Here is a 21662-nt window from a genome sequence, read left to right as displayed (position 1 = left end):
GGACTTGGTCGTGGTGGCCAGTGTCCGGGCCGCCGCCCGTCCCAGGCTCGACGGTGCCTGCTCGGATTCCACCGGGTCGGTGACAGTCACAACGAAACCCCAATCACTGATAACGGGGATTGGTGGCGTGCCAGGTGAAGCCGCCGCCCATCCAGGAACGGACACCCACGAGGAACCGCTGCAGCTCCGGTGACGGCACGGCCATCAGCTCCCGGTGGCCGGCCTCGAACTCGTGGACGATCTTGTTGTGCAGCTCGACGGTGGCCGCCACCGCCTCCTCGACCGGGCAGTCCCGGTCGGCGGCGATCTGCAGCACCATGTTGCAGACCGGTTTCTCGTCGGCGGCGTCCTTGGCCACCGAGTGGAGGTCGTTGACCAGCACCGACGCCGTCCCGGCCCGCATCATCGCCTCGCGCACCCGCGGGTCGTAGTAGAACGGCGCGGCCAGCTCGTAGCCGCCGACGGCGTCGACGAGGGTCATCGACGTGTAGAAGCTGTCGTGCTGGCGGGCCGCCAGGTACTCCCACGCCGGGGGATAACGCCCGGTGTGGCGCCACGCCGCGTAGGCGTCCCAGCTGACGAACATCGAGAACGTCGCGTAGCAGACCCGCTGCACGAGCACCGGCGAACCGTGGCGGCCCAGGTGGCCGATCGCCGAGTGCAGCCCGACGAGGATCGGGTCGCTGCGCAACGCTTCTTCGAGGGGGTCCGAAAACTCCCCGGCCGGGGCGATCGGGTCCATGGCCGCCATGACCAGCGCCAGCCGCGGCGGGAGCTCGGTGGGCGCCGCCCCGAGCGTGCTGTCGTCGGCGTAGTAGTCGTCGGCCGCCCACCAGACCGCGTTGAGCTGCGCCGCGACGAGCAGCCGGTCCGGGTCGTCGCAGTCGGTGTGGGCCAGCATCGCCAGCCGGCCGAACCCGGCCCCGGCGATCTGCTCCAGGCCCTTGCCGGTGAACCCGCAGCCGTCCGCCCAGGCGACCAGCCGACGGTCGACCTCCGCGGCGAGGCCGTCGTCGACACGGCCCTGGACCGGGCAGTACAACGGCGCCGCGCTGCCGTCACCCCACGGCAGGTAGGCGTACGCCGGATCCTGCCCGGGCGACGGCGCGAACCTGCTCGCGATCCGCGCCGCCGACGTCCCGAGCCCGGACGGTCCCGCCAGGAGCCCGGCGGCCTCGCCGGCGCTCCACTGTGGACAAATGGTTCTGGTGCTCTCCCCGGTCACCCCGCCCGCCTCAGACGCGGTCGGCGGCGATCAGCAGGTAGTGGAAACTGCCCTCGCGGTAAGCGGTCAGGAACGGCTTCTCGACGCCGGTGGCGACCGACGACTTCTCCCGCAGCTCCCAGTACGGGATCGTCGCCGCGGTCAGGTCGACGACGTTGATCGGCACGAACCCGTTGGCGGCCATGGCCTTGAAGTAGTCGCCGCGGGCGTGGATGTTGCAGATGTAGTGCTGGTCGATCTGGCTCACCGCGCGCGACCGGCCGCCCGTGACGTCGTTATAGCACCCGGTGATCGTCACGTACCGGCCGCCGGGCTTGAGCTGCCGCGCGTGCTCGGCGAACAGGTCGTTGAGGTCCACGTACATCGTGCTCTCGTTGTTCCAGATGCCCTGGAACGCTCCGGACTCGAACCCGGTGTCGAGCATGTTCCGCAGGTGGTAGCGCACCGAGCCGTCGATCCCGCGCTGCCGCACGTGCGCGTTGGCGAACCCGACCTGCTGCTCCGAAATGGAAATCCCGTCGACCTGGCAGCCGAACCGCAGGTGGGCCATGACGCTCGTGCCGCCGCGGCCGCAGCCGGCGTCGAGCAGCCGGTCCTCCCGCGTGATCGGGCCCAGGTGGTCGAGCAGGACGTCCGCCTGCGCGGTCTCGAGGCGGTGCATCTCCGCGATGATCGCCTCGTCGCGCTGGGCGGCCGGGGTTTCCAGCACGGCCGGGTCGTAGTCGCCGAGGCCGTAGTGGTGGTGGTAGAGGCCGTCGACGTCGCCCAGCCGAAGGTTCACCGGGTCCTTTTCCGCGTTCCAGTAGTCGGCGACCGACTGCTGGTACGCGGTCCGGGTCACGGGTTTCTCGAGAGCGGTCATCGATTGAACTCCTCGGTCGTTTCCTTGGCAGCAAAGGGATCCGGCACCCCTTGGGAAAAGACGCTAGTGGCGGGAGTTTCGCAGGGACAAGAAGCTTCACCTGGGTTTTGCCGTCGTGGCCCGTCCGGACCAGTGGGACTCGTGCCGGAAGTGGCCGGGGCCGGGGTGCCGACCCTCGTTCGAGATCGGTATCGCCTCGACCGGGTGACGAAACGCGACAGCGCGTGTCAGGTGATTTCGAGGTTCGCCATCATGCCCATGTCCTCGTGTTCGGCGTTGTGGCAGTGGAAGAGGTAACGACCGCGGTAACCGTCGAACCGGGTGACGATCTCCACCGCTTCGCCCGGGCGAAGCGACACGGTGTCCTTGAGCCCGGCGTCCTGCGGCAGCGGTGGCCGGCCGCCGCGCGAAAGCACCCGGAAACCCGCCAGGTGCAGGTGGATCGGGTGGTGGACGTCGGCGACGAGCCGCCACACCTCGACGTCGCCGAGGGAGACGGTGACGTCCGTGCGGGCCGGGTCGAACGGCTGCCCGTCGATCAGCCAGCCGCGCCCGTGGTCCAGTTGCCCGGTGCGGAAGGAGAAGTCGCGGACCCGGGTGGGCGCGTCCCACGACGGCAGATCCGTCGACAGCACCGCGGGAACACGGCTGTCGTCCCGGGCTCGGCGCGCGACCCGGAAGGCCATCACCTCGGCGGTGCGCCCGGACCCCAGCCGGTTGAGCAGGCGGACGCGGCCGCCGACCGGGACGCCGGCGAAGTCGACGACGACGTCGTAGCGCTCGGCCGGCCCGATGGGCAGGGCGGTGTGGGTGACCGGCGCGGCGAGCAGCCCTTGATCGGCGCCGATCTGGACGAGCGGGAGCCGCCGCCCGTCGCCGGCGACCGCCTCGAGTTCGTAGTGCCGGGCGTTCGAGGCGTTGAGGATCCGCAGCCGGTACCGGGCCGCGTCGACCTCGTGCACCGGCCACGGCGCGCCGTTGACCAGGAGCACGTCCCCGAGCACCCCGCCCAGGAAGCTTTCCCGCACGCCCGGCCGTTCCCGCAGCGTGCCGTCCACCGACGGGTAGTCGAGGCTGCCGTCCGCGGCGAACGCGCGGTCGGTGATCAGCAGCGGCAGTTCCCGTGGCCCCGACGGCAGGCCGAGCGCTTCTTCGGCGTCGTCGCGCACGATGTGCAGCCCGGCGAGGCCGCGCCAAAGCGCCGGAGCCGTGAAGTCCATCCGGTGGTCGTGGTACCAGAGCATCGCCGCCCGCTGGTCGAGCGGGAACGCGTGGGTGCGGGTCAGCCGCGTCCGCACGGCCCGCGGGTCGGGCATCGTGTGGTGGTCCGCCGGCCATTTCGCGGGCAGCACCAGGTCGGTCGGGTAGCCGTCGGAGTCCGCCGGCGTCCGCCCGCCGTGCAGGTGCACCACGGTCGGCACGGGCAGTTCGTTGCGGTGGGTCACGGTGATCGGCCGGCCCCGGCGCGACTCGATCGTCGGCCCCGGGAACGTGCCGTCGTAGGTCCACATCGGCGTCCGGATCCCGGGCAGGACCTCGATTTCCGCGACCCGCTGGGTGATCTCGTAGCGGCCGGGGGCCACCGGTGACAGCACCCCGGGCAGCGGCAGCGGCACCTGGAACGGCGGGGGCAGCGGCACGGCACTGCGCAGTTCGGCGCCGGTGAGCGCGGGACGCCGGGACAGCGCGGCCGCCGTGGACAGCCCCGCGGCGGTCAGCAGGCCGAAGGCACCGCCGAGGCGCAACGCCTGGCGTCGCGACAGCCTCTCACGCATCGACGGCCTCCAGGGGACGGCGCCACAGGGCGGCGACCAGCACGACGAGCCCCGCGACGGTCAGCACGCCCAGCGGCAGGTGCAGCCACAACGCGCCGGCCAGCCCGGCGAAGTACTGGATCGTCTCCGCGGCCGCCACCGCCGTCGTGGCGAGGAACGGCCACGCCCGCCGCACCCGGACCCAGACCAGGATCGCGGCGATCGCCTGCAGGTAGCCGACGGACGTGACGACGTCGGCCCCGGCCGCGTGCAGGCGCAAGCCGTCGTAATCGCCGCTCAGGTACACGCCGGCGAACACCGGCTGGCCGGCGATCGCCACCAGGTGCGCGCCCGCCACGGCCCGCAGCACCCAGCCGGCGGGTCTCGTTTTCGCTGTGCTTTCCACGCTCCGAAGCTATGACTGTGCGGTCATCGTGTCTAAGATCAATATCGCTATGCCGTTATGACGTGGGAGGCATGACGTGGACCTGGGGGCGCTGCGGCAGTTCCTCGTCGTGGCCCGGCTGGAGCACCTCAGCCGCGCGGCCGAAGAGCTGCGCGTCGCCCAGCCGTCGCTCAGCCGCACCATCGCGCGGCTGGAGAACGAGCTCGGCACCCCGCTGTTCGACCGGGCCGGGCGGTTGCGGCTCAATGACGCCGGGCAGCTCTTCCGCGGCTACGTCGAGCGTTCGCTCGGCGAGCTCGACGCGGGGCGGCGCGCGGTCGCCGACGCGACGGGCGAGGGCTTCGGCACCGTGCGGCTGGCGTCGGAAACCTTCCTCACCCTCACCCGGCCGCTCGCCGCGTTCAAGCGGGCCCACCCGGACGTCGAGGTCGCCCTGCACCAGCTGCCCGCCGACGCGATGGCGCGGGCGCTGCGGGCCCACGAGATCGACCTTTGCGTGGCGTCGCAGCCGATCCCCGACGACGGCCTGGCCGGGGTGCGCCTGCTCGACGAGCCGGTGCTGGTGGCCACCCCCCTCGGCCACCGGCTGGCGGAGCGCGCCTCGGTCACCGTCGAAGACCTCGCGGGCGAGCCGTTCGTCACCGCCCGGCCCGGGCACTGGCACCGGCGGCTGCTCGACCGGCTCTTCGCCGCCCGGGACCTGACACCGAAGATCGTCTTCGAAGGCGACGAACCCGGTGCCATCCAGGAACTCATCAGCGCCGGGCTCGGCATCGGGCTCAACCCGGCGATGGCCCGCCGCGTCGCCGCGCAGGTGCCGGTCGTCTGGCTCCCGGTGGACGACCCGGACTGCCGGCGCACGATCACCCTGTTCTGGGCCGCGGGCGACCGCCTGCCCTCCGCGGCCCGCCTGATGCGCACCGCACTCACCGATTGGGCGTGGGACCCTCCGTCGTGATCCCGGTGAGGAAGTGGCGCTGTGCCACGAAGAACACGATGAGCAGCGGCACGGTGGTGATCACGCTGCCGGCCAGCACGATCTCCCACCGCTGCTCGCCCGCCTGGCCGAACTGGTCGGACAGCGCCTTGAGCCCGCGGGGCAGCGTGTACAACGCCGGGTCGCGCAGGTAGATCAGCGGCTTGAGCAGGTCCGACCAGCTGGCCTTGAGCTCGAACACGAAACTGACGATCAGCGCCGGGCGGCACAGCGGCACCGCGATGCGCCAGAACAGCGTCCAGTGGCTCGCGCCGTCGACGCGCGCGGCTTCGAACACCTCGCGGGGCAGGCCGAGGAAGAACTGGCGCAGCAGGAAGATGTAGAACGCGCTGCCGAACAGGTTCCCCGCCCACAGCGGCACCTGCGTGTGCGCCAGGCCGGCGCTGTTCCAGATCAGGTACACCGGGATCATCGTCACCGCGGCCGGCAGCATCATGGTGGCCAGCACCAGGCCGAAGAGCGCGCTGCGGCCGGGGAAGCGGAAGTACGCGAAGCCGAACGCCACCAGCGAACTGGTCAGCGTCACGGCCACGGCCGCCGCCAGCGACACCACGACGCTGTTGAGCAGCCAGGCCGCGACCGGTGCGGCCCGCCAGATCTCGACGTAGTTGTCCCACGCCCAGGTCCGGGGGATCAGCACGTTGTCGAAGACCTGCGCGCGCGGCTTCACCGACGCGCTCAGCAGCCAGACGAACGGGTAGAGGAACAGCACGGTCGCCGCGGCCAGCGCCGTCCAGCGGACCACGCGGCGCGCCGTCACCGGTCACCGCCTTCGTAGTAGACGAACCGGCGGCTCAGCCGGACCTGCACGAGCGTGATCGCCAGGATGACGACGAACAGCAGCCACGCCATCGCCGAGGCGTAGCCGAGGTGGAGGAATTCGAAGGCCTGCTGGAAGAGGTAGATGAGGTAGAACAGCGCCGCGTCGTTGCTGTAGGTCGCCGAGGCCGCGGAGCCGTAGAAGGCGGTGTAGGCCTCGTCGAACGACTGCAGCGCCGCGATCGTCTGGACGATGAGGGTGAAGAACAGCGCTCCGCTGATCATCGGGACGGTGATCCGCCGGAACCGCTGCCACGCCGACGCGCCGTCGAGCTCGGCGGCCTCGTAGAGCTCCCGGGGCACTCCGCGCAGCGCGGCCAGGTAGATCACCACCGTGCTGCCCACCGACCACAGGTGCATGAGCACCAGCCCCGGCTTCACCCACGGCCCGTCGGTGCTCCACTGTGGACCGTCGATGCCGACCAGCCCCAGCACGGCGTTGACCAGGCCGGCCTGGCCGTTGAACAGGATGAGGAACAGCACGCCGACGGCGACCTTCGGGGTGATCTCGGGCAGGTAGAACACCGTGCGGAAGAACCCGGCCGACCGGTGGCCCGCCCGGGTGAGCAGGGAGGCCAGCGCCAGCGAGACGGCCATCGTGGCCGGCACCGACATGACGGTGTAGACCAAGGTGTTGACCAGGCTCTTGCGCACGGCGGGGTCTTCGAGCAGCCGCCGGTAGTTGGCCCAGCCGACGGCGTCGGGCGACCGCAGCGCGTCGTAGTCGGTGAAGGAGAGCACCAGGCTGGCGATCATCGGGATCGCCATGAAGATCACGAACCCGATCATCCACGGCGACAGGAAGGCGTACGCGGCCCAAGCTTCCTTCGTGCGCCGCTTCACCGGGCGGCGTCCAGCGCCCGCTGGGCCTCCTGCTGGCCTTGTCGCAGGGCGTCGGCGGGCTGCTGTTCGCCCGAGAGCACCCGGTTGACGGCGTTCTGCCAGGCCGTCTTGAACTCGGAGCCGGCCGGGGAGGCGGGCATGGTGAAGGCACTTTCCTGCGCCCGCAGCACGGTCCGCACGGCGGCGTCGAACGCCGGCCGGTCTTTCAGCTGCACGAGACCACCGAAGATCTCCTGGTCGGCGACGCGGTTGCCGGTGTAAACGCCGGTGAACGCCTTGCCGGCGGCCTTGCGCTTCTCCGCGCGGGCCTTGGCGGCGGCGACCCAGGTGGGCGCGTCGGTCATCGTCTTGATCCAGGCGCAGGCCTGCTCCTTGTGGGTGCTCCCGGCCGGGATCACCCAGGCGCTGCCGGTGACCCAGTCGATCGGGGTGCCGGCGGTGTCGGTGAACGGCGCCGCGGAGACCCGCACGTCGGGGGAGTAGTTGGCGAGGACGTTGAGGTACCAGTCGTCCATCAGGCTGGCCGCCAGCTGGCCCTGCTTGAACGGGTTCTTCTCGCCGAAGAAGTCGAACGAGTCGCGGAAGGCCTTCACCGTGCTCCAGCCGCCCTGGGCGTCGATCAGCGACTTGGTGTACGTCAGGGCCTCGGCCAGCCGTGGGTCGTCGAGGTGCGCGGTGCGGCCGTCGTCGCTGAGCATCCGCACGCCGTTGGCCTTGGCCCACAACGGGAGGAACTCGGGGATCTTCGGGTCGAACCCGATCCGCGACAGCCCGCCGCCCGCGCGGACGGTGAGCTTCTGCGCGGCCGTGGTCAGCTTGGCGCGGTCGGCGGGGGAGACGTCCTGGGGCGTCATCCCGCTCGCTTCGACGGCGGCGTCGTTCACGAGCATGACCCGGTTGTCGTAGAACTCGGGCAGGCCGTAGACCTTGCCGTCGAGGGTGACTTCGGCGAGCGCGGCGGGCCGGTACTGGCCGACGTCGACGTGCTGCTGGGCGATGCAGTCGGTGAGCGGCTCGAGGGTGCCGCGCGCGGCGTAGGTGCCGAGCAGCTGCCGGTCGAGGTAGACGAGGTCGGGCGGGGTGTGCGAGGCGACGGATGCGAGGAACTGCTGGGCGTCGAAGGCGCTGCCGCCGATCTTCACGGTGGCCGGTGCGATCGCCTTGCCCGCCAGGTCGGCCCGGGTGGTGGCGATTTCGTCGCCGAGACCGAAACCCATGGTCGTCAAGGTGGCCGCGGCGCCGGTGTCGCCGCCACTCCCGACCCCGCCGCACCCGGAGAGCACCAGGACCGCCGCCGCACCGGCCAGAAGTTTCCGCGCCATCGCACACCCCTCCCAGAGGCGGCGTGGGTACCCGCTGGGCGAGGGTCCAAACCAGTGGTCAGTGCGGCGCGGCGACCCACGGGTTGGGGCGGCACACGGCACCGTCGGGACGGACCTTCGTGGCGGCACCGGGTTGGTCGCGGTTGAGGTTCGCGAGGTAGGTGTTGGAGAGCCCGAAGGTCTGCTGCATCATCACCGGCGCGGGCGCGCCGGGGGCGGGGCAGCCGACGTGGCCGAGGCCGAGGGCGTGGCCCATCTCGTGGTCGATGGCGTAGGCGCGGTAGCCGGCCAGGTCGCCGTCGTAGGAGTGGGCGCCGCGGAGCCACCGGGCGAGGTTGACGACGATCCGGTGGTCCCGCGACAGCCGGCACGAGGAGTCGAAGGGGATGCTGAAGCCGCAGAGGTCCGGGCGCCGGGCGGTGCCGGGAGTGGTCAGGCTGATCCGGACGGCGGGCTCGGCGTCGGTGTCGGCTTTGTCGAGCCGGCGGAAGCTCACGGCCCCGAGCCCGATCCAGCCGCGGGGGTCGGCGAGGATCGCGTCGACGTCGTGGCCGAAGGACGGAAGGTCGACGCCGTCTTCGATCTCGACGGTGTAGGTGAGGAGTTTCTCGCCGCTGCCGAAGGACTGGCCGGTCCCGGGGAGGACGTGCCAGGTCCCGTCACCGGCTTCGGTGACCGCCACCCCATCGGGCAGGGCGGCCGGTTCGGGAGCGGCTTTCGGGGCGGTGGTGGTCGGCAAGGTGGGCAGGGCGGCAGCGACCCCGGAGATCCGCCGGGGCTGAGCGGCTTCCGGGGTGAGCAGAAGGGCAAGGGCGAGCACAACGGCGAACACAAGCACAGCAGGCGGCCACCAAGCGACGGGGGCGGGCTCGAGCGCGGCCGCCGGAGGCGGCGGAGCAGGCGGTTCGGCCGGGGTGGCGGGTGGGCGCGGAACCCGGGGCGCGGGCGGGCCGACCGAGATGGCGGGAGCGACGGAGATGGTGCGGGGTCGCCGTGCCTCGGGTTCGGTCTTGGGCGCGGGTTCTGGTGTGGAGCCGGGTTCCGGTGCGGGTGTGGGCGCCAGTTCGGGTGTGGGTGCCGGTTGGGGTGCGGGTGCCAGCGCGGTTGCGGACGCCGGTTCGAGTGTGGGCGCGGGTTCGGATTCGAGTGTGGGTGCTGGTTGGGGCGCGGGTGCCAGCGCGGATGCGGGCGCCGGTAGGGAGGTGCGCGCGGGTGCAGGCGCCGGTTCGGATGCGGGCGCGGGTTCGGGTGCGGTCGGCGCCGGGGCCATTCGAGCCGCGGCGGTCGGTGCGGCCGAGGTCCCTTCTTCGGCCGAGGTCCGCTGCTCGGGCGGCCACACCGGGGCGCGTGTTGCCGGGGAAGCCAGGCGCGCCTCGGGAATCGGCGTGGCCGAGGGCGTCGGCGCGGGCGCTACCGGGTCGGCCGGAGCCGCCCAAGCTGCCTGAGCCACCGGGCCCGGCGCGGCCGGTGGTGCGGGGTGGCCTGGGGCGGTTTCGGTCGCCGGAACCGGAGCCGGAGCCGGAGCCGGAGGTGCCGGTGCCGGTGCTCCCGGAGTCGGAACCGCCGGTGCCGAAGCTGCCGGAGCCGGTTCCGGAACCTCCGGCACCGGTCGACCCGCCGGCGGCGGGATCCGAGGCGCCCTCGGTGCCTGAACCCCCTGCGGCGGCGCCGGCCGCCGTCGGGGCTGGGGGAGCCAGTCCACGCGGGCCAGGGGGTGTCGTTCAGTAGGCAAGGCCCACGCTCGCACACTCCGGCGCCACCGGGCCCTCGGTTCGCGGGTACGACACCGTCGACGGGTCGCCGTCGGAGGTGTAGCGGTGGCTCGTCGGCGCGGCCAGCTCGTCGAGCCAGTGGGCCGATCCGTACTCCGCCTCCGAACCCGCCGACTGCGACCGGATCCGCGGGATCGCGGCGGGATCGAACTTGGCCGAGCACGGTGACGGCGCCGGTCCGGCCCCCACCAGCAGCGCGCCGCCATACTCATAGCCCGGCCCCTGCAACGCCAGGCCCGTGCGGTGCGGGCGGCTTCCGTACGGCAGGGCCAGCGTCGTCGGCCGGTAGCCCGGGACCGCCTGGCGGATCAGCGCGTCCTCCTCCGCGATGGCCGCCGTCACCGCCGGTTCCGCCGCCGTGCGCAGGTTCGTGTGGTGCCGGGTGTGGTTGCCGATCTCGAAGTGGTGCTCGGCCAGCCAGCGCAGCGCGCGCCCGTCCGCGTCGCCGCCGAACGGGTGCTCGTTGACGTACAGGCTCGCGACCGGGCGGAACCGTGGGTGTGCCGCCGCGACGTCGAGGAGGATGCGGACCGCCGTGCCCGGTTCCGGTTGGCCCTGGGGCGTCAGGCGGAACGTGCTCGGGTCGCCGTCGTCGAACGTCAGGACCACCGGGTGCGCGCCGGCCGGGAGGTCGAGCCGGCGGGAGACCAGTTCCGCCGTCGTGACCGGGACGTAGTCCTCGGCCGCGAGCCGCTGGAGCTCGGCCGCGAAGTCGGCGGGGGTGCGCTCGTAGACCGACTTCGGCTGCGCGACGAGGCGGTGGTACATCAAAACCGGCACCTGGCCGAGCTCGTCGGCGCCCACCTGCCGGGCGGCGGCGGGCGTGATGCGGACCGGCGCGGCGGCGGGCGCCGGGTGCGGCGGTGCGGGCGCCGGGGCGACGGGCGCGGGGCCGCCACAGGCCGCCAGCGCGAGGACGGCGGTGAACCCGGCACCGGACCGGAAAAGGCAACGCATGCCGGGAAGTGTGCGTCCGGCCCGCCGCGGGCGCGGGCCGGGCCACCGGGTCGGGTGATTCCGCAATGGCGTGCCACCGCCCGGAAAACCGGGTTTCCCCAGGCCGGCGCCATGAGCCCGCAAACGGCTTCGGCACGATTCGGTGATCGCCGGAAAACCGGTTTGGCGAAGATCGTCGACGGGTATTTCCCCGCGATGGTCCCGAAAAAGGCGGTCGCCGCCGAACGAACCTTCGATCGACGCCTGGTCCTCACCGCCGCCCTCGCGGGCTTGGCCACGAGTGCGTGTGGTGCGCTGCAACGGGGAAAGGCGCTGGCCGGGCCGGCCCCGGCCGCCGCGGCGACAGCTCCCGCGGCCGTCGCGGCGCCGCCACCGCCACCTCCGAACCCGCTCGAAAAGGGCCTGCTCGTCGGCTTTTGCGGAGCTCCGGGCGCGAAGGCCCTCGGCCGCATGACGGGTGACCTCACGGAAGCGAGCCGGGCGCTCCGCCGCCAGATCGAGGCGTTCCCGCCGGGACGTCCGTTCACCCCGGTCGTCGAGCTGATCGCCACCACCGTGCACCGCTCGCCGGGCGAGGACGGCATGTTCCGCAGCCGCTGCGAGGACGAGACCGTGCGCGACTACCTCGACGCCGCGCGGGCGCTGAACGGTTTGCTGCTGCTGAACATCCAGCCCGGCCGCGCCGATTTCCTGCCCGAGGTCCAGGCCTACGAGCGCTGGTTGACCGAGCCCGATGTCGGCGTCGCGCTCGACCCCGAGTGGGCCGTGGAACCGGGTGTCGTCCCGGGCAAGAAGTTCGGCCGCACGACCGGCGCCGAGCTCGACGGGGTCGCGCAGTACCTCGGGGCCCTGGCCGAGACGCACCGCCTGCCCGCGAAGGTGATGATCTACCACCAGGTCGCCGCGTCCGTCGTGCGTGACGAAGAGCTTCTGAAGCCGCACAAGGGGGTCTCGGTCGTCAAGGTCGTCGACGGCATCGGTTCGGCCGCCGCCAAGAAGGCGACGTGGAAGACGCTGATGACGACCATGCCCGCCCACGTGCGGCCGGGCTTCAAGCTGTTCTTCGATGAGGACACCCGCCGCGGCGCGGGCCTGATGACCCCGGCCGACGTCCTGGCGCTGAGCCCCACCCCCGCCTACGTCGTCTACGAATAGCCGAAAGCGACAGCGAAAGCCCGGTGCGGTCCGCCGCACCGGGCTTTCGCGTGCCGGCATCGGCCCGCGCGGACGACGAAAGCCCGGCGCGGGAGGGGAACCGCGCCGGGCCGTCGCCGGCTTGTCCGTCCGGGGTACCGGCCGGCTTAGCCGACCGGGACGGGCAGCCCGCCGAGAAGGTCGTTCACCAACGCGGAAAGGCTGATCAGCACCCGCTGCAGCAGCGCGTTGAGCAGGGCCGACACCGGCGGCAGCGCCTGGCGCTCCGCCAGCTTGGCGGCGAGCTCGTCGACGCCCTTGCGCGCTTCGGCGTTGTCCTTCTGCGCCGTGGCCGCGCTGTCCTTGGCCGCGGCCTGGATCGTGTACCGCTTGCCCTGGGCCAGATCCGACAGCAACGGGTCGAGGCGGGCGAGGGTGGCCTGCGTGCCGGGCACGTCCCCGTTGTCCGCTCGCGACGCCAGCTGGTCGCGCAGGCCCTGGACCTCCGCCGCGGCGCTGGTGGTGCTCGACGATCCGCTGCCACCGGGCCCGCCCGCCGTCGCCACGCCCACCCCCGCCAAGGTCACCGCGGCGGCGGTGACGAACACCGTGAGCGCTCGGGTCAGTGCACTTTTCATGTCGTACTCCTCCGGATTGTGCGATGCCGACTGCGATCATGGTGAGCGCCGTCCGGCGATAACGCGAGCGGATGTCCGGGTGCCGGCGGAACCGGTTGATTTCACACGGTGTGCGGGTTGGCGAGTTCCTCGGAACAAACATCGACATCGCGTGAAGTGGCTGTTCAGCGGTTTTGCGCTTCTGCTACTGATCGTGACGTCGCCACTCGTCCGTGTCCGTCGATTGCGATGAACGGCTGAATCGGTCGGGTTTTCTTTACCGAAGGTGCGATCGGTGCCAGTTTCGAGTGAGGCGCGACTTTCACCCGATCGTGAGGTTTAATGAAAGAAATGATGGGTAATCATGCGCATTTGGCCGAGGGCAGGAAAGCCACTCTTAAGTAGGGTACGGTGCGAAAACACTTCTTGCGCGGCGAGCGCCTGGCTAATCTGGGTGGCGGTCGCGGGGCCGGTTTTTCCGGCCGTTACTGTGGCCTCCTCGGTGCCGAGACCTGACAACTGGGCGCCATTCGGAGAGAAGGAAACGCAGAACGTCCCGACGCCGACGGCGCCGGGACGTTCTGCGCGAAGAAGAGAGGAATGGCGGTGCGCGGCACCAGGGTCACGCGGGCAGCCGGCGGAAGCCGGATCTGCGGTACCGGTGACACCCGGACGCCGGAGGGCCGGGTACGCGGCATCGGCCGAGGTCAGGCGCCCGGTGGGGATCGGGTGCGCGGCGCCGGAAGTGCCCCGGCGCCCGGTGGGGGCCGGGCGTGCGGTATAGGTATTGCCGAGGCACAGGGCGGGAACCGGGCGCGCGGTATCGGCGGAGTGCGGGTGCTCGGCGGGCTTCGAGGATGCGTGGGCGGTGCTGTGCCGGGCGCGGGCCTGTTGCGCCGCGAGGGTGGTGCTCGAGCTTCGAGTGGGGACCTGGTCTGTGGTATCGGCGACACTCGTGCGCTGGGTGCAGGCCTGCTGTGCCACAACGGCTGCGCTCAAGCTTCGAGTGGGGACCCGGTACGCGTTGTCGGCGGCACTCGCGCGCCGGGTGCGGGCCTGTTGCGCCACAAGGGTGACACTCGAGCTTCGAATGGGGCACCGGTACGCGATGTCAGTGGCACTCAGGAGCCGGGTGTGAGCCTGCTGCGCCACGACAGTGACACTCGAACTCCGAGCGGGGACCTGGTTGGCGTTGTCAGCGGCACTCGCGCGCCGCGCCAAGACCCGCTGCGCCGTACGGGTGGCGCCGAAACGCCCGGTGGGGACCGGTCCTACGACGTGATCAACCCTCAGGCGCCCGGCGGGTTCCGCCGCGGCTCGGCCGGCGGGTACGTGTTCGCCGGCGGCGGGGTGGCCCCCGCGGCCGGGTACCCCGCCATCGCGCCCGGCTTCGGGCCGCGGCGCACCAAGCCCGCCAATCCCAGCAACCCGACCAAGCCGAGCAGGCCCCACAAACCGTTGTCGTCGTTGTCGTCGCGGGTGGTGTCGCGGTTCGTTCCGTCGTCGTCGGTCTGCTGGTGCCACGCCGGTGCGACGATGTCCGGTGCCGCCGATGCCGGCACCGCCCCCGTCAGCGCGAAGGCGCCCGCCGCGATGGCGGCGCAGCAAAGCCTGCCTGCCTTGTGGTTCATCTCGGTTCTTCCTCCCGTTGTGAAGATTGCGGAAATCGGTCTTCCCGGGCGTACCCCCGCCGGCGGCATTCATTCCCGGCGTCACGGGAACGGGCGAAGACTTCGCCGCCGGGCCCCGGTTTCCGGTGCGTTTCCGGCCTTTGTAAGATGGTCGCCGGTTCAAGACGGAGCCGTGCAGGGATGTGCCGCGTGCGCTCGTCCGCCTCCGGCCGTCCCTCCCTTCTCAAGCGCAGCAGCGCATCCGAGCCGGGCAACACCGTCCACTGCCGTGGACCGGGGGAGGAATGAACACTGAACTCGCCGTCGCGCCGCTCGGCGCGACGTACACGCCACGCCTGATCTGCACCACCGGCGATCGCCTGATCCACCCGGCGGACGGCCGCAACGACCTCGCCAGGATCGTCGTGCGCTGGGCCCGCGCCTGGGTTCCCGAAACCTGGCCCGCCCGCCAGTACTTCGCCGCGCTGGGCATCGGTGACGACGAAAACCCTTGCTACCACGACGAAGACGTCATCGGGTGGCACCTTCTGCAGCCTCGGCCGGACTCGCTCGCGTGGCGGGTGCGGTCGGGCGAGATCGACGTGACCACCGCGCTCACGGCCGAAGCCGAGGCCTGGCCCGAATAGGAAACTCCCCGCGAAGAGCTCTGCGTCACCCTGGCGCAGGGCTCTTTCGCGTGCCCGAAACATTCCTTGCCCCGCAAGCGATATCGGAGGAGGAGACCGGTATGGGCTTTGGCAGGCAACCGAACAGGTGAATAACCCGATCGGACCACATGCGGCGCGGTCAGCGGCTCGCGGTACCCACACGATGGTGGCACGAAGTGGAAACCCCGTCCCGGCATCAGTACGTTTCCCTCACACGGGACGGAGAACACACCTTCACTGCCGTTCCGTTCTCCGAATAGCGTTCACCGAGGAGCAATCCATGCTGAAGAAGATCGGGTTCGTCACGGCCACCGCGGCGGCCGGTGCGTTCCTGGCCGGCGGCATCGCCGCGGCCGACACCCCGGACGGTCACCACCACGAGCACCACCACGGTCACCACTACGGCGGCTACGACTACACCGGCCAGGTCGGCTTGGTGAACCTGAACAACACCGACGTGCTCCACAACGTCAACGCCACGCTCGGCCTGTGCGGCAACGACGTCAACGTCCTCGGCGTCCAGGTGCCGATCCACGACTCGCTCAACGGCATCGGCGTGCCGATCCTGTCGCCGGGCAGCCACGAGGCCAGCGGCGAGAACCCGTACAACTGCGCCTCGGGCGGGCTGTCCGACGGCGGCACCAGCCAGGGTCACTGAGTTTTCCGTGCCCGGAGCCGCCCCGGCGTGCGGAAGCCGGCTCCGGGCACGGGAAATCGGCCGCCAGCGCCGACGCCGCACCGCGCGCCCGGAACACGGAGCGAGCTGCACACTCCGGTTCCGCGTTCCGAGCCCTTCGCGACGCCGGACGGCGCCGACCCGGGTGGGACCGGCCGCGACGCTGGAGAAGTGCGCCGGTCCCGCCCGGCCTGACGGCACCATAACGAACTTTCCCGGGTCCGGCGAACCGAAGCCGGGCCCGTTTCTTTCCCCGTTCCCCCGCCGGACCGTCCGGCGGGTACCCAGAAGGAGTATTTTTCCCGTGATCAAGCAGCTCGGCTTCGTCGCCACCGCCCTCGCCGCCGGGATGGCGGTGCTCGGCGGGTCCGCGTCCGCGACCAGTGTCAGCGTTGCGGGCCACCCGGTCGACACCACCGACCAGTTCGGCCTCGTCGGCAACGTGCAGAACCTCGACGTGGTGCACAACCTGAACGTGGTCGGCGGCGTGTGCGACGACGACATCAACGTCCTCGGGGTCCAGGTGCCGATCCACGACACCGCCAACGGCATCGGCGTGCCGGTGCTCTCCCCGGGCGAGCACGAGGCCGAGGGCCAGAACCCGGACAACTGCGCCGCCGGTGAGATCGCCGACGGCGGGACCGCCCAGGGCAACTGACCCCCAGCGGGTCCGGCCGCCGCGCGGGCTTCGTCCCGCGCGGCGGTTCGTCACGTCCGGTCCAGCCGGTGCACCGCCACTTCCCGCACGACGAGCAGCACTGCAGCCGCGACCGGCACCGCGACGAAGGCGCCGACGACGCCGAGCAGTGCGAACCCGAGCAGCACCGCGACGACGGTGACGAGCGCCGGGATCCGGACGGCCCGGCCGACGATCTTCGGAAGCAGCACGTAGTCCTCCACCACCCGGTAGCCGACGAAGAACCCGAGCGTCGCGAGCCCGACCGGCACCGACACCGCGAGCGCGACGAGGGTGGTGCCGGCCCCGGCCGCCACCGAGCCCGCCACCGGCACCAGGTCCAGCACGGCGACGAGCACGGCGAGCACCAGCGGGTAGGGGACGCCGAACGCCGTCAGCCAGGCGAAGGTCGCCGCTCCCGCGATCAACGACACCGCGACGTTGCCGACGAGGTACGCGCCGACCTTCCGGAACACCGCGTCGCCGATCAGGATCACCCGCGGCCGCCGCGACCGCGGGGCCAGCCGGTAGAGCGCGGTGCGGATCCGCGGGAAGTCGGCGACGAAGTAGGTGGCGAGCACCACGACGATCAGGGCGTCGCCGAGCAGCCCGGCGAGCGATTTGGCCACATCGGACAGCTGCACCGACCGGACGGCGGCTTCGAGGCCGAAGGTTTCGTTGGCTCGGCCCAGCAGCGTGCCGTGGTCGCGCAGCAGGGTCAGGTACCGCGGGGCGCCGTTCCGCAGCTGCGTCGCCTGATCGGCCAGGGGCACGGCGGCCGCGGCGATGGTGCCACCGAGGACGGCCAGCCCCGTCACGACGACCACCGCGGCGGCGAGTGCGCGGGGGACCCGGCGCGCGAGCCGGGCGGTCAGTGGCTCGAGCCCCACCGCGAGGAAGAACGCGATGCCGATGAGCAGCAGCACGTCGGAGGCCGTGAGGAGGAGCTCGACGACCGCAACCGTGACGGCCACCCCGGCCGCGGCGAGCATCCCGGTGAAGAACGGCGAGCGGCGGTCGAGCGGTTTTCCCGGACGGCCCAAGGGTCTTCCCTGCCGGGCCGCCGCTCCTTCGGCCTCGCCGACGGGGTGCCCGGCCCGGTACGCCCCACGACCGCTCGTTGCGTGCATGAGTCGGGGACTACCCCGCGTGGCACGGCCGAATCCACCCGATCCGGGTACGCGGGCAAGTCCACGCTTCCCGGTGACGGCCTCCGCCTGCCGTTGCCGGAACCGTTGGGGTGCCAGCAAAATCGCCTATGCGCTTCAAAGGTCTTCTGCTCGTTCCGGTCGTCGTCGTCGCTGCCGCGTTCGCGGTGGCCCCGGAAGCGGCGGCCATCAGCGCGCCGCAGCTGCTGATCAACCAGGATTTCCCCGATCCGGACGTCGTCAAGACGGCTTGGGGCTACTTCGCGTTTTCGACGGGTACGAAGGCAACGCGGATTCCGATGGCCGGCGCCGCCGCGCCGGAAGGGCCGTGGCGCGTCGCCGGGGACGCGCTCGGAGCGGTCCCCGCGTGGGCGAAGCCGGACGGCGGGTTCTGGGCCCCCGACGTCACCCAGCTGGGGGACGGCACGTTCGTGCTGTACTTCGCGGCGGCGCAGACGGCGGGCGGCGAGATGTGCCTCGGCGCGGCGACGGCGAAGAAGGCGGAAGGACCGTACACACCGGCCGGCGACCGCCCGCTGGTGTGCGAGCCCGGCGACCACGGGGACATCGACCCGCAGACGTTCGTCGACGCGGACGGGGCCCGGTACCTGCTCTACAAGAGCGACGGCGCGGCGACCGGGCCGCCGTCGGCGATCTGGGCGCAGAAGCTGCAGGCCGACGGGCGCACCTTGGCCGGTCCGCGCACCGAGCTGCTGCGGTCCGATCTGACGCCGGAGAAGTCGGTCGTCGAGGCGCCTTCGGTGGTGAAGACGGCGTCCCGGTACCTGCTGTTCTACTCCGCGGACACGTTCGAAAGCACGGGCTACCACACGTGTTACGCGTCCGCGCCGACCCTGGGCGGCGCGTTCGTGAAGGCGGACGCCCAGTTCCTGTCGACGGACCTGCTCGGCGGCAAGGTGGACGCCCCGGGCGGCGCCGACGTGGTGGACGGCCACATCTTCTTCCACGGCTGGCTCGGCGGCGGCCGCACGGCGAGGGGCCTGTACGAGCTGCCGATCACCTTCCCGGGTGACGTGCCGCAACTGGGCTGACCGTGTCACCCACCCGGGTAGCGCTCGGTTGGGCCGGCCGGGGCCCGGATATCCGGGGAACGAGGGAATGGAGGAGTGCCATGACGGTGTGGTGGGGATTGGTGGGCCTGCTCGGGCTGCTGGGGTGCTGCGGCCTCCTCCGGAGCCATCGCGCCGACGGAACGGTGGTGGAGGAAGACCCGCTGGCGCGCTACCCGGTGGCCCGCGAACCGGCGACCCCGAACGCCGACGCGGCGCACACACCGCTGATGACGCCGGCGATCACGCCGGAGATGCTCGCGGCGCAGCCGGGACCGGTGGGGCAGGCCGGCGGGGCTGGGGCAGCCGGGTCGGCGGAGTCGGCCGGGTCGGTGGGGCAGGCCGGGTCGGCGGGGTCGGCCGGTCTGCCGGGGGTGGCGGGGCCGGCCGGGGCGGCTGGGCAAGCCGGGCAGGCTGGGCAGGCCGGGTCGTTGGGGCAGGCCGTGTCGGCCGGGTCGCGGCCGGAGGCGATGGTGCCGGATTCGGGGAGTATCGCGGGGGAAATTCCGGCGCCGCGGCCGCAGCCCGGTGGGGCACGGGAGCGGCCGGGTGTGCCGGAGGGCGCGCCGGTTGCGGCTTCGGCGGGGCAGACGAGTGAATCTGTGCCTGTGCCGGGGGCCGGTGGTGCACCGGCTTCGTCGGGTGGGGTCCAGCCGGCGGTCGGATCGGTGCCTGTCCCGGCGGGTGCGGTTTCCGAGGTGCCACCGGAAGCAGCACAACAGGCGGTCGGGTCGGGGCCGGTTTCCGCGGAGTCTCCGGCAATGCCGACCGAGCTGTCGGCTGAGCCGCGAACCTCCGGTGTCCCGCAGCAGCCGAAGCATGCACTTCGGGCCGAGGCGTCCGCGCCGGAAACCGGCGGTGTTCCCCGAACTCGTGAACCGGAAGCCGAGGCGCCGCAACAGCAGCCGCGCCAGTACGTGCAACCGCCGCCGCAGGCGGACTCCGGCGGGCTCGTCGGCAGCGTCAAGCGGCTTCTGCGGCGCGCCTGACCTCACCCCAGCGGCACGCCGTCCCCGGCCAGCCCGGCCAGCAGGTCGCCGTGGTCTTCGATGCGGTCCAGGACGTCGTCCGCCGTGAACGTCAAGTGGTTCACGTGGCGGCAGGCGCGGACCTCGTCCCACGTCACCGGGGTCGACGCCGTCGGGTGGTCGCGGCCGCGCAGGGAATACGGGGCCACCGTGGTCTTCGCCGGGTTGTTCTGGCTCCAGTCGATGAACACCCGGCCCGTGCGCTGGGCCTTCGCCATCACCGCCGTCACCGACTCCGGGGTCTCCTTCGCCAGGCGCTGGGCGAGCCGCTTGGCGTACGCCGACGGGGCCACCGGGTCGTCCGTCCGGATTCCGCAGTAGAGCTGCATCCCTTTGGAGCCCGACGTTTTCGCGTACGGCGTCAGCCCGTCGGCCACCAGGGCGTCGTGGAGGCGCTCCGCCACCCGGCAGCAGTCGACGATCGTCGTGCCCGGGCCCGGGTCCAGGTCGAACACCAGCCGGTCCGGGGGCCGGCGGGTGCCCGAGTCCACCGTCCACTGGGGAACGTGCAGCTCGAGCGCCGCCATGTTCGCCGCCCACACCAGGCCGGGGAGGTCGTCCAGGAGCGGGTAGTCGATCGTGCCACCCGTGCCCGCCAGGCGCACCGTGCGCAGCCAGGCCGGGGCACCCTTCGGGACGTTCTTCTCGAACCACTTCTGGCCGTCGACGCCGTTGGGATACCGGATGAACGTGACCGGCCGGCCGGCCAGGTGCGGCAGCAGCACCGCCGCGACGCGGGAGTAGTAGTTGATCACCTCGCCCTTGGTGAACCCGGCCGCCGGGTACAGCACCTTGTCCAGATTGGACAGGGTGAGCCGCCGGTCGCCGGCCTGCACGGTGATCCGCTGGCCCGCCGGCTCGGGCGAAGGCGACGGCGACGGCGCGGGCGACGAAGGAGAAGGTGACGAAGGCGGAGACGGAGAAGCCGGCTCGTGCGGAACCGCGCGCGGCGCCAGGACCTCGGCCGGATCCTTGTCGTGGCGCAGGCCCCGCCAGGCGGTGTGGCGGACGCGGCCGCCGCGGGTGAACTGGCGGTAGACGATCTCGCCGACCAGCCGCGGCTCCACCCAGCGGGCGCGGACGGTGTCCTCCCGCGGCGGCGTCGTCACGAACGGGTGCGTGCGCCGCTCCATCGCCCGCAGCTGCGCCTGCAGATCGTCCCGGGTGGCCTGGCTGAAGCCGGTGCCGACGTCGCCGATGTAGACCAGGTCGCCGGTGACGGGGTCGTGCGCGCCGAGCAACAGGCCGCCGAGGGTGCCGGTGAAGCTGCGCTGGCCGGGCCGCCAGCCGCAGACGATCACCTCCTGGGTCCGGACCAGCGGGTGCTTGAGCCACGAGTCCGGCCGCTGCCCGGGCAGGTAAGCCGACGAACGCAGTTTCGCGACGACCCCCTCGTACCCGGCGGACGCGGCGTGGGCGAGGAAGTCCGCGGGCGTGCGGCGGTCGGCGGCGAGCTCGTCGAAGGTGACCGCGCGGACCACCGAAACCCGGTACGGATCGGGCATCGGCAGCTCGGCCAGGAGGCGGCGGCGCTCGTCGTACGGCGTGGCCAGCAGACTCCGGTCCCCGAGCCGGAGCAGGTCGAAGGCCAGGAACCGGACCGGGACGTCGGTGAACTCCCGCCCCTTCGGCCCGCTCTGGTGCCGGACGTAGCGGCCGCGGCGCTCCTGCATCCGCTCGAAGTCGATCCGGCCGTCTTCGCCGTAGACGACGACTTCGCCGTCCAGGTAGGCGGCGCGGCCGTCCAGCGCGGGGGTGAGCACGCCCTCGAGGTCGCGGAATTCCGCGGTGAAGTCGATGTTGTTGCGGCTGGTGAGCACGGTCGTGCCGTCCGGGGCGATCCGCATGGCCGCCCGGTAACCGTCCAGTTTGTACTCGTAGGCCCACTCCGGGCCGCTGCGCAGCCGTCCGCCGTCGGCCTTGGCGAGCATCGGCTCCATCCAGGCCGGGACGTGCGACGCGTCGTCTGCCGCCATTTCGGACTCCCGTCACCTTACGTGCCCAAGGTAACCCGTTCGGCCTAGATGTGCCGAGTTTCTGCAGGTGAAAGCGGCTTGAACGCTTGTTCGGCGCGCCGC

The 21662-nt window shown here is 72.0% G+C and carries 20 protein-coding genes; 7 read left to right on the top strand and 13 right to left on the bottom strand.

Annotation, left to right across the window (positions count from 1 at the left end):
• Positions 1-103: 103 nt before the first annotated feature.
• The 4 genes from AB0F52_RS18670 to AB0F52_RS18655 all read right to left on the bottom strand — a co-directional run bounded on the left by AB0F52_RS18670 (position 104) and on the right by AB0F52_RS18655 (position 4247).
• Positions 104-1225: a family 2 encapsulin nanocompartment cargo protein terpene cyclase gene (locus AB0F52_RS18670; RefSeq protein WP_360171997.1), complete on the bottom strand. Its 1122-nt coding sequence runs from the start codon at positions 1223-1225 to the stop codon at positions 104-106.
• A gap of 10 nt (positions 1226-1235) precedes the next feature.
• Positions 1236-2087: a geranyl diphosphate 2-C-methyltransferase gene (locus AB0F52_RS18665; protein WP_360171994.1), complete on the bottom strand. Its 852-nt coding sequence runs from the start codon at positions 2085-2087 to the stop codon at positions 1236-1238.
• Positions 2088-2314: 227 nt separating this feature from the next.
• Positions 2315-3862, bottom strand: coding sequence for a multicopper oxidase domain-containing protein (locus AB0F52_RS18660; RefSeq protein ID WP_360171991.1), 1548 nt, complete (start codon positions 3860-3862; stop codon positions 2315-2317).
• A complete protein-coding gene (locus AB0F52_RS18655; protein ID WP_360171988.1) occupies positions 3855-4247 on the bottom strand; it encodes a hypothetical protein in 393 nt (130 codons plus the stop codon). The genes AB0F52_RS18660 and AB0F52_RS18655 overlap by 8 nt, the downstream gene beginning before the upstream one ends.
• A gap of 76 nt (positions 4248-4323) precedes the next feature.
• Between AB0F52_RS18655 and AB0F52_RS18650 the strand changes: the two genes are divergently transcribed.
• Entirely contained in the window at positions 4324-5205 is an 882-nt protein-coding gene (locus tag AB0F52_RS18650) for a LysR family transcriptional regulator (protein ID WP_360171985.1), read from the top strand.
• Here AB0F52_RS18650 and AB0F52_RS18645 read toward each other — a convergent pair.
• From AB0F52_RS18645 to AB0F52_RS18625, 5 genes are all read right to left on the bottom strand, one after another.
• Entirely contained in the window at positions 5174-6004 is an 831-nt protein-coding gene (locus AB0F52_RS18645; RefSeq protein ID WP_360171982.1) for a carbohydrate ABC transporter permease, read from the bottom strand. The two genes, AB0F52_RS18650 and AB0F52_RS18645, sit on opposite strands and share 32 nt — an antisense overlap.
• Positions 6001-6906 (bottom strand): sugar ABC transporter permease, encoded by a 906-nt coding sequence (locus AB0F52_RS18640; protein ID WP_360171979.1) that lies wholly within the window; start codon positions 6904-6906, stop codon positions 6001-6003. Before AB0F52_RS18640 ends, AB0F52_RS18645 begins: the two co-directional genes overlap by 4 nt.
• Complete coding sequence (locus AB0F52_RS18635; protein ID WP_360171976.1) at positions 6903-8228, bottom strand: extracellular solute-binding protein; 1326 nt, start codon at positions 8226-8228, stop codon at positions 6903-6905. Before AB0F52_RS18635 ends, AB0F52_RS18640 begins: the two co-directional genes overlap by 4 nt.
• Before the next feature lie 58 nt (positions 8229-8286).
• Positions 8287-9048, bottom strand: a complete 762-nt coding sequence (locus AB0F52_RS18630; RefSeq protein ID WP_360171974.1) for a DUF3152 domain-containing protein — start codon at positions 9046-9048, stop codon at positions 8287-8289.
• 901 nt (positions 9049-9949) lie between these two features.
• Complete coding sequence (locus AB0F52_RS18625; protein ID WP_360171971.1) at positions 9950-10957, bottom strand: polysaccharide deacetylase family protein; 1008 nt, start codon at positions 10955-10957, stop codon at positions 9950-9952.
• Between the two features lie 162 nt (positions 10958-11119).
• Between AB0F52_RS18625 and AB0F52_RS18620 the strand changes: the two genes are divergently transcribed.
• Positions 11120-12112, top strand: coding sequence for a hypothetical protein (locus AB0F52_RS18620; protein WP_360171968.1), 993 nt, complete (start codon positions 11120-11122; stop codon positions 12110-12112).
• Positions 12113-12258: 146 nt separating this feature from the next.
• On the opposite strand, the gene AB0F52_RS18615 is transcribed toward AB0F52_RS18620, so the two are convergent.
• Both AB0F52_RS18615 and AB0F52_RS18610 read right to left on the bottom strand, forming a co-directional pair.
• Positions 12259-12729 carry a hypothetical protein gene (locus tag AB0F52_RS18615; RefSeq protein WP_360171965.1) on the bottom strand — a complete coding sequence of 157 codons (471 nt, stop codon included), beginning with the start codon at positions 12727-12729 and terminating at the stop codon, positions 12259-12261.
• Positions 12730-13997: 1268 nt separating this feature from the next.
• Positions 13998-14339 (bottom strand): WGxxGxxG family protein, encoded by a 342-nt coding sequence (locus AB0F52_RS18610; RefSeq protein WP_360171962.1) that lies wholly within the window; start codon positions 14337-14339, stop codon positions 13998-14000.
• A 284-nt stretch (positions 14340-14623) separates the two neighbouring features.
• On the opposite strand from AB0F52_RS18610, the gene AB0F52_RS18605 reads away from it, so the two are divergent.
• The 3 genes from AB0F52_RS18605 (at position 14624) to AB0F52_RS18595 (ending at position 16320) form a co-directional block, all read left to right on the top strand.
• Positions 14624-14965 (top strand): hypothetical protein, encoded by a 342-nt coding sequence (locus AB0F52_RS18605; protein WP_360171959.1) that lies wholly within the window; start codon positions 14624-14626, stop codon positions 14963-14965.
• A gap of 301 nt (positions 14966-15266) precedes the next feature.
• Positions 15267-15644: a hypothetical protein gene (locus AB0F52_RS18600; RefSeq protein WP_360171956.1), complete on the top strand. Its 378-nt coding sequence runs from the start codon at positions 15267-15269 to the stop codon at positions 15642-15644.
• A gap of 322 nt (positions 15645-15966) precedes the next feature.
• Positions 15967-16320: a hypothetical protein gene (locus AB0F52_RS18595; RefSeq protein ID WP_360171953.1), complete on the top strand. Its 354-nt coding sequence runs from the start codon at positions 15967-15969 to the stop codon at positions 16318-16320.
• Positions 16321-16370: 50 nt separating this feature from the next.
• Here AB0F52_RS18595 and AB0F52_RS18590 read toward each other — a convergent pair whose 3' ends face one another.
• Positions 16371-17381 (bottom strand): AI-2E family transporter, encoded by a 1011-nt coding sequence (locus AB0F52_RS18590; RefSeq protein WP_360171950.1) that lies wholly within the window; start codon positions 17379-17381, stop codon positions 16371-16373.
• A 215-nt stretch (positions 17382-17596) separates the two neighbouring features.
• On the opposite strand from AB0F52_RS18590, the gene AB0F52_RS18585 reads away from it, so the two are divergent.
• On the top strand, positions 17597-18538 hold the full coding sequence (locus tag AB0F52_RS18585; RefSeq protein ID WP_360171947.1) for a glycoside hydrolase family 43 protein: 942 nt from the start codon (positions 17597-17599) through the stop codon (positions 18536-18538).
• Positions 18539-19317: 779 nt separating this feature from the next.
• Positions 19318-19545: a hypothetical protein gene (locus AB0F52_RS18580; RefSeq protein ID WP_360171944.1), complete on the top strand. Its 228-nt coding sequence runs from the start codon at positions 19318-19320 to the stop codon at positions 19543-19545.
• Between the two features lie 2 nt (positions 19546-19547).
• Here AB0F52_RS18580 and ligD read toward each other — a convergent pair whose 3' ends face one another.
• On the bottom strand, positions 19548-21560 hold the full coding sequence (ligD, locus tag AB0F52_RS18575) for a DNA ligase D (RefSeq protein WP_360171941.1): 2013 nt from the start codon (positions 21558-21560) through the stop codon (positions 19548-19550).
• Positions 21561-21662 lie beyond the last annotated feature (102 nt).

The sequence above is a fragment of the Amycolatopsis sp. NPDC024027 genome, assembly GCF_040638975.1.
Taxonomy (GTDB): domain Bacteria; phylum Actinomycetota; class Actinomycetes; order Mycobacteriales; family Pseudonocardiaceae; genus Amycolatopsis.
The sequence above is the reverse complement of the archived record's forward strand: the minus strand, read 5'-3'. Positions and strand labels throughout refer to the sequence as shown.

Coding starts and splice junctions, on each gene's coding strand:
- AB0F52_RS18665 (WP_360171994.1), bottom strand. CDS start 2,087: ATGACCGCTCTCGAGAAACCCGTGACCCGGACCGCGTACCAGCAGTCG.
- AB0F52_RS18660 (WP_360171991.1), bottom strand. CDS start 3,862: ATGCGTGAGAGGCTGTCGCGACGCCAGGCGTTGCGCCTCGGCGGTGCC.
- AB0F52_RS18635 (WP_360171976.1), bottom strand. CDS start 8,228: ATGGCGCGGAAACTTCTGGCCGGTGCGGCGGCGGTCCTGGTGCTCTCC.
- AB0F52_RS18625 (WP_360171971.1), bottom strand. CDS start 10,957: ATGCGTTGCCTTTTCCGGTCCGGTGCCGGGTTCACCGCCGTCCTCGCG.
- AB0F52_RS18615 (WP_360171965.1), bottom strand. CDS start 12,729: ATGAAAAGTGCACTGACCCGAGCGCTCACGGTGTTCGTCACCGCCGCC.
- AB0F52_RS18610 (WP_360171962.1), bottom strand. CDS start 14,339: ATGAACCACAAGGCAGGCAGGCTTTGCTGCGCCGCCATCGCGGCGGGC.
- AB0F52_RS18605 (WP_360171959.1), top strand. CDS start 14,624: ATGAACACTGAACTCGCCGTCGCGCCGCTCGGCGCGACGTACACGCCA.
- AB0F52_RS18600 (WP_360171956.1), top strand. CDS start 15,267: ATGCTGAAGAAGATCGGGTTCGTCACGGCCACCGCGGCGGCCGGTGCG.
- AB0F52_RS18585 (WP_360171947.1), top strand. CDS start 17,597: ATGCGCTTCAAAGGTCTTCTGCTCGTTCCGGTCGTCGTCGTCGCTGCC.
- AB0F52_RS18580 (WP_360171944.1), top strand. CDS start 19,318: ATGCCGACCGAGCTGTCGGCTGAGCCGCGAACCTCCGGTGTCCCGCAG.
- ligD (WP_360171941.1), bottom strand. CDS start 21,560: ATGGCGGCAGACGACGCGTCGCACGTCCCGGCCTGGATGGAGCCGATG.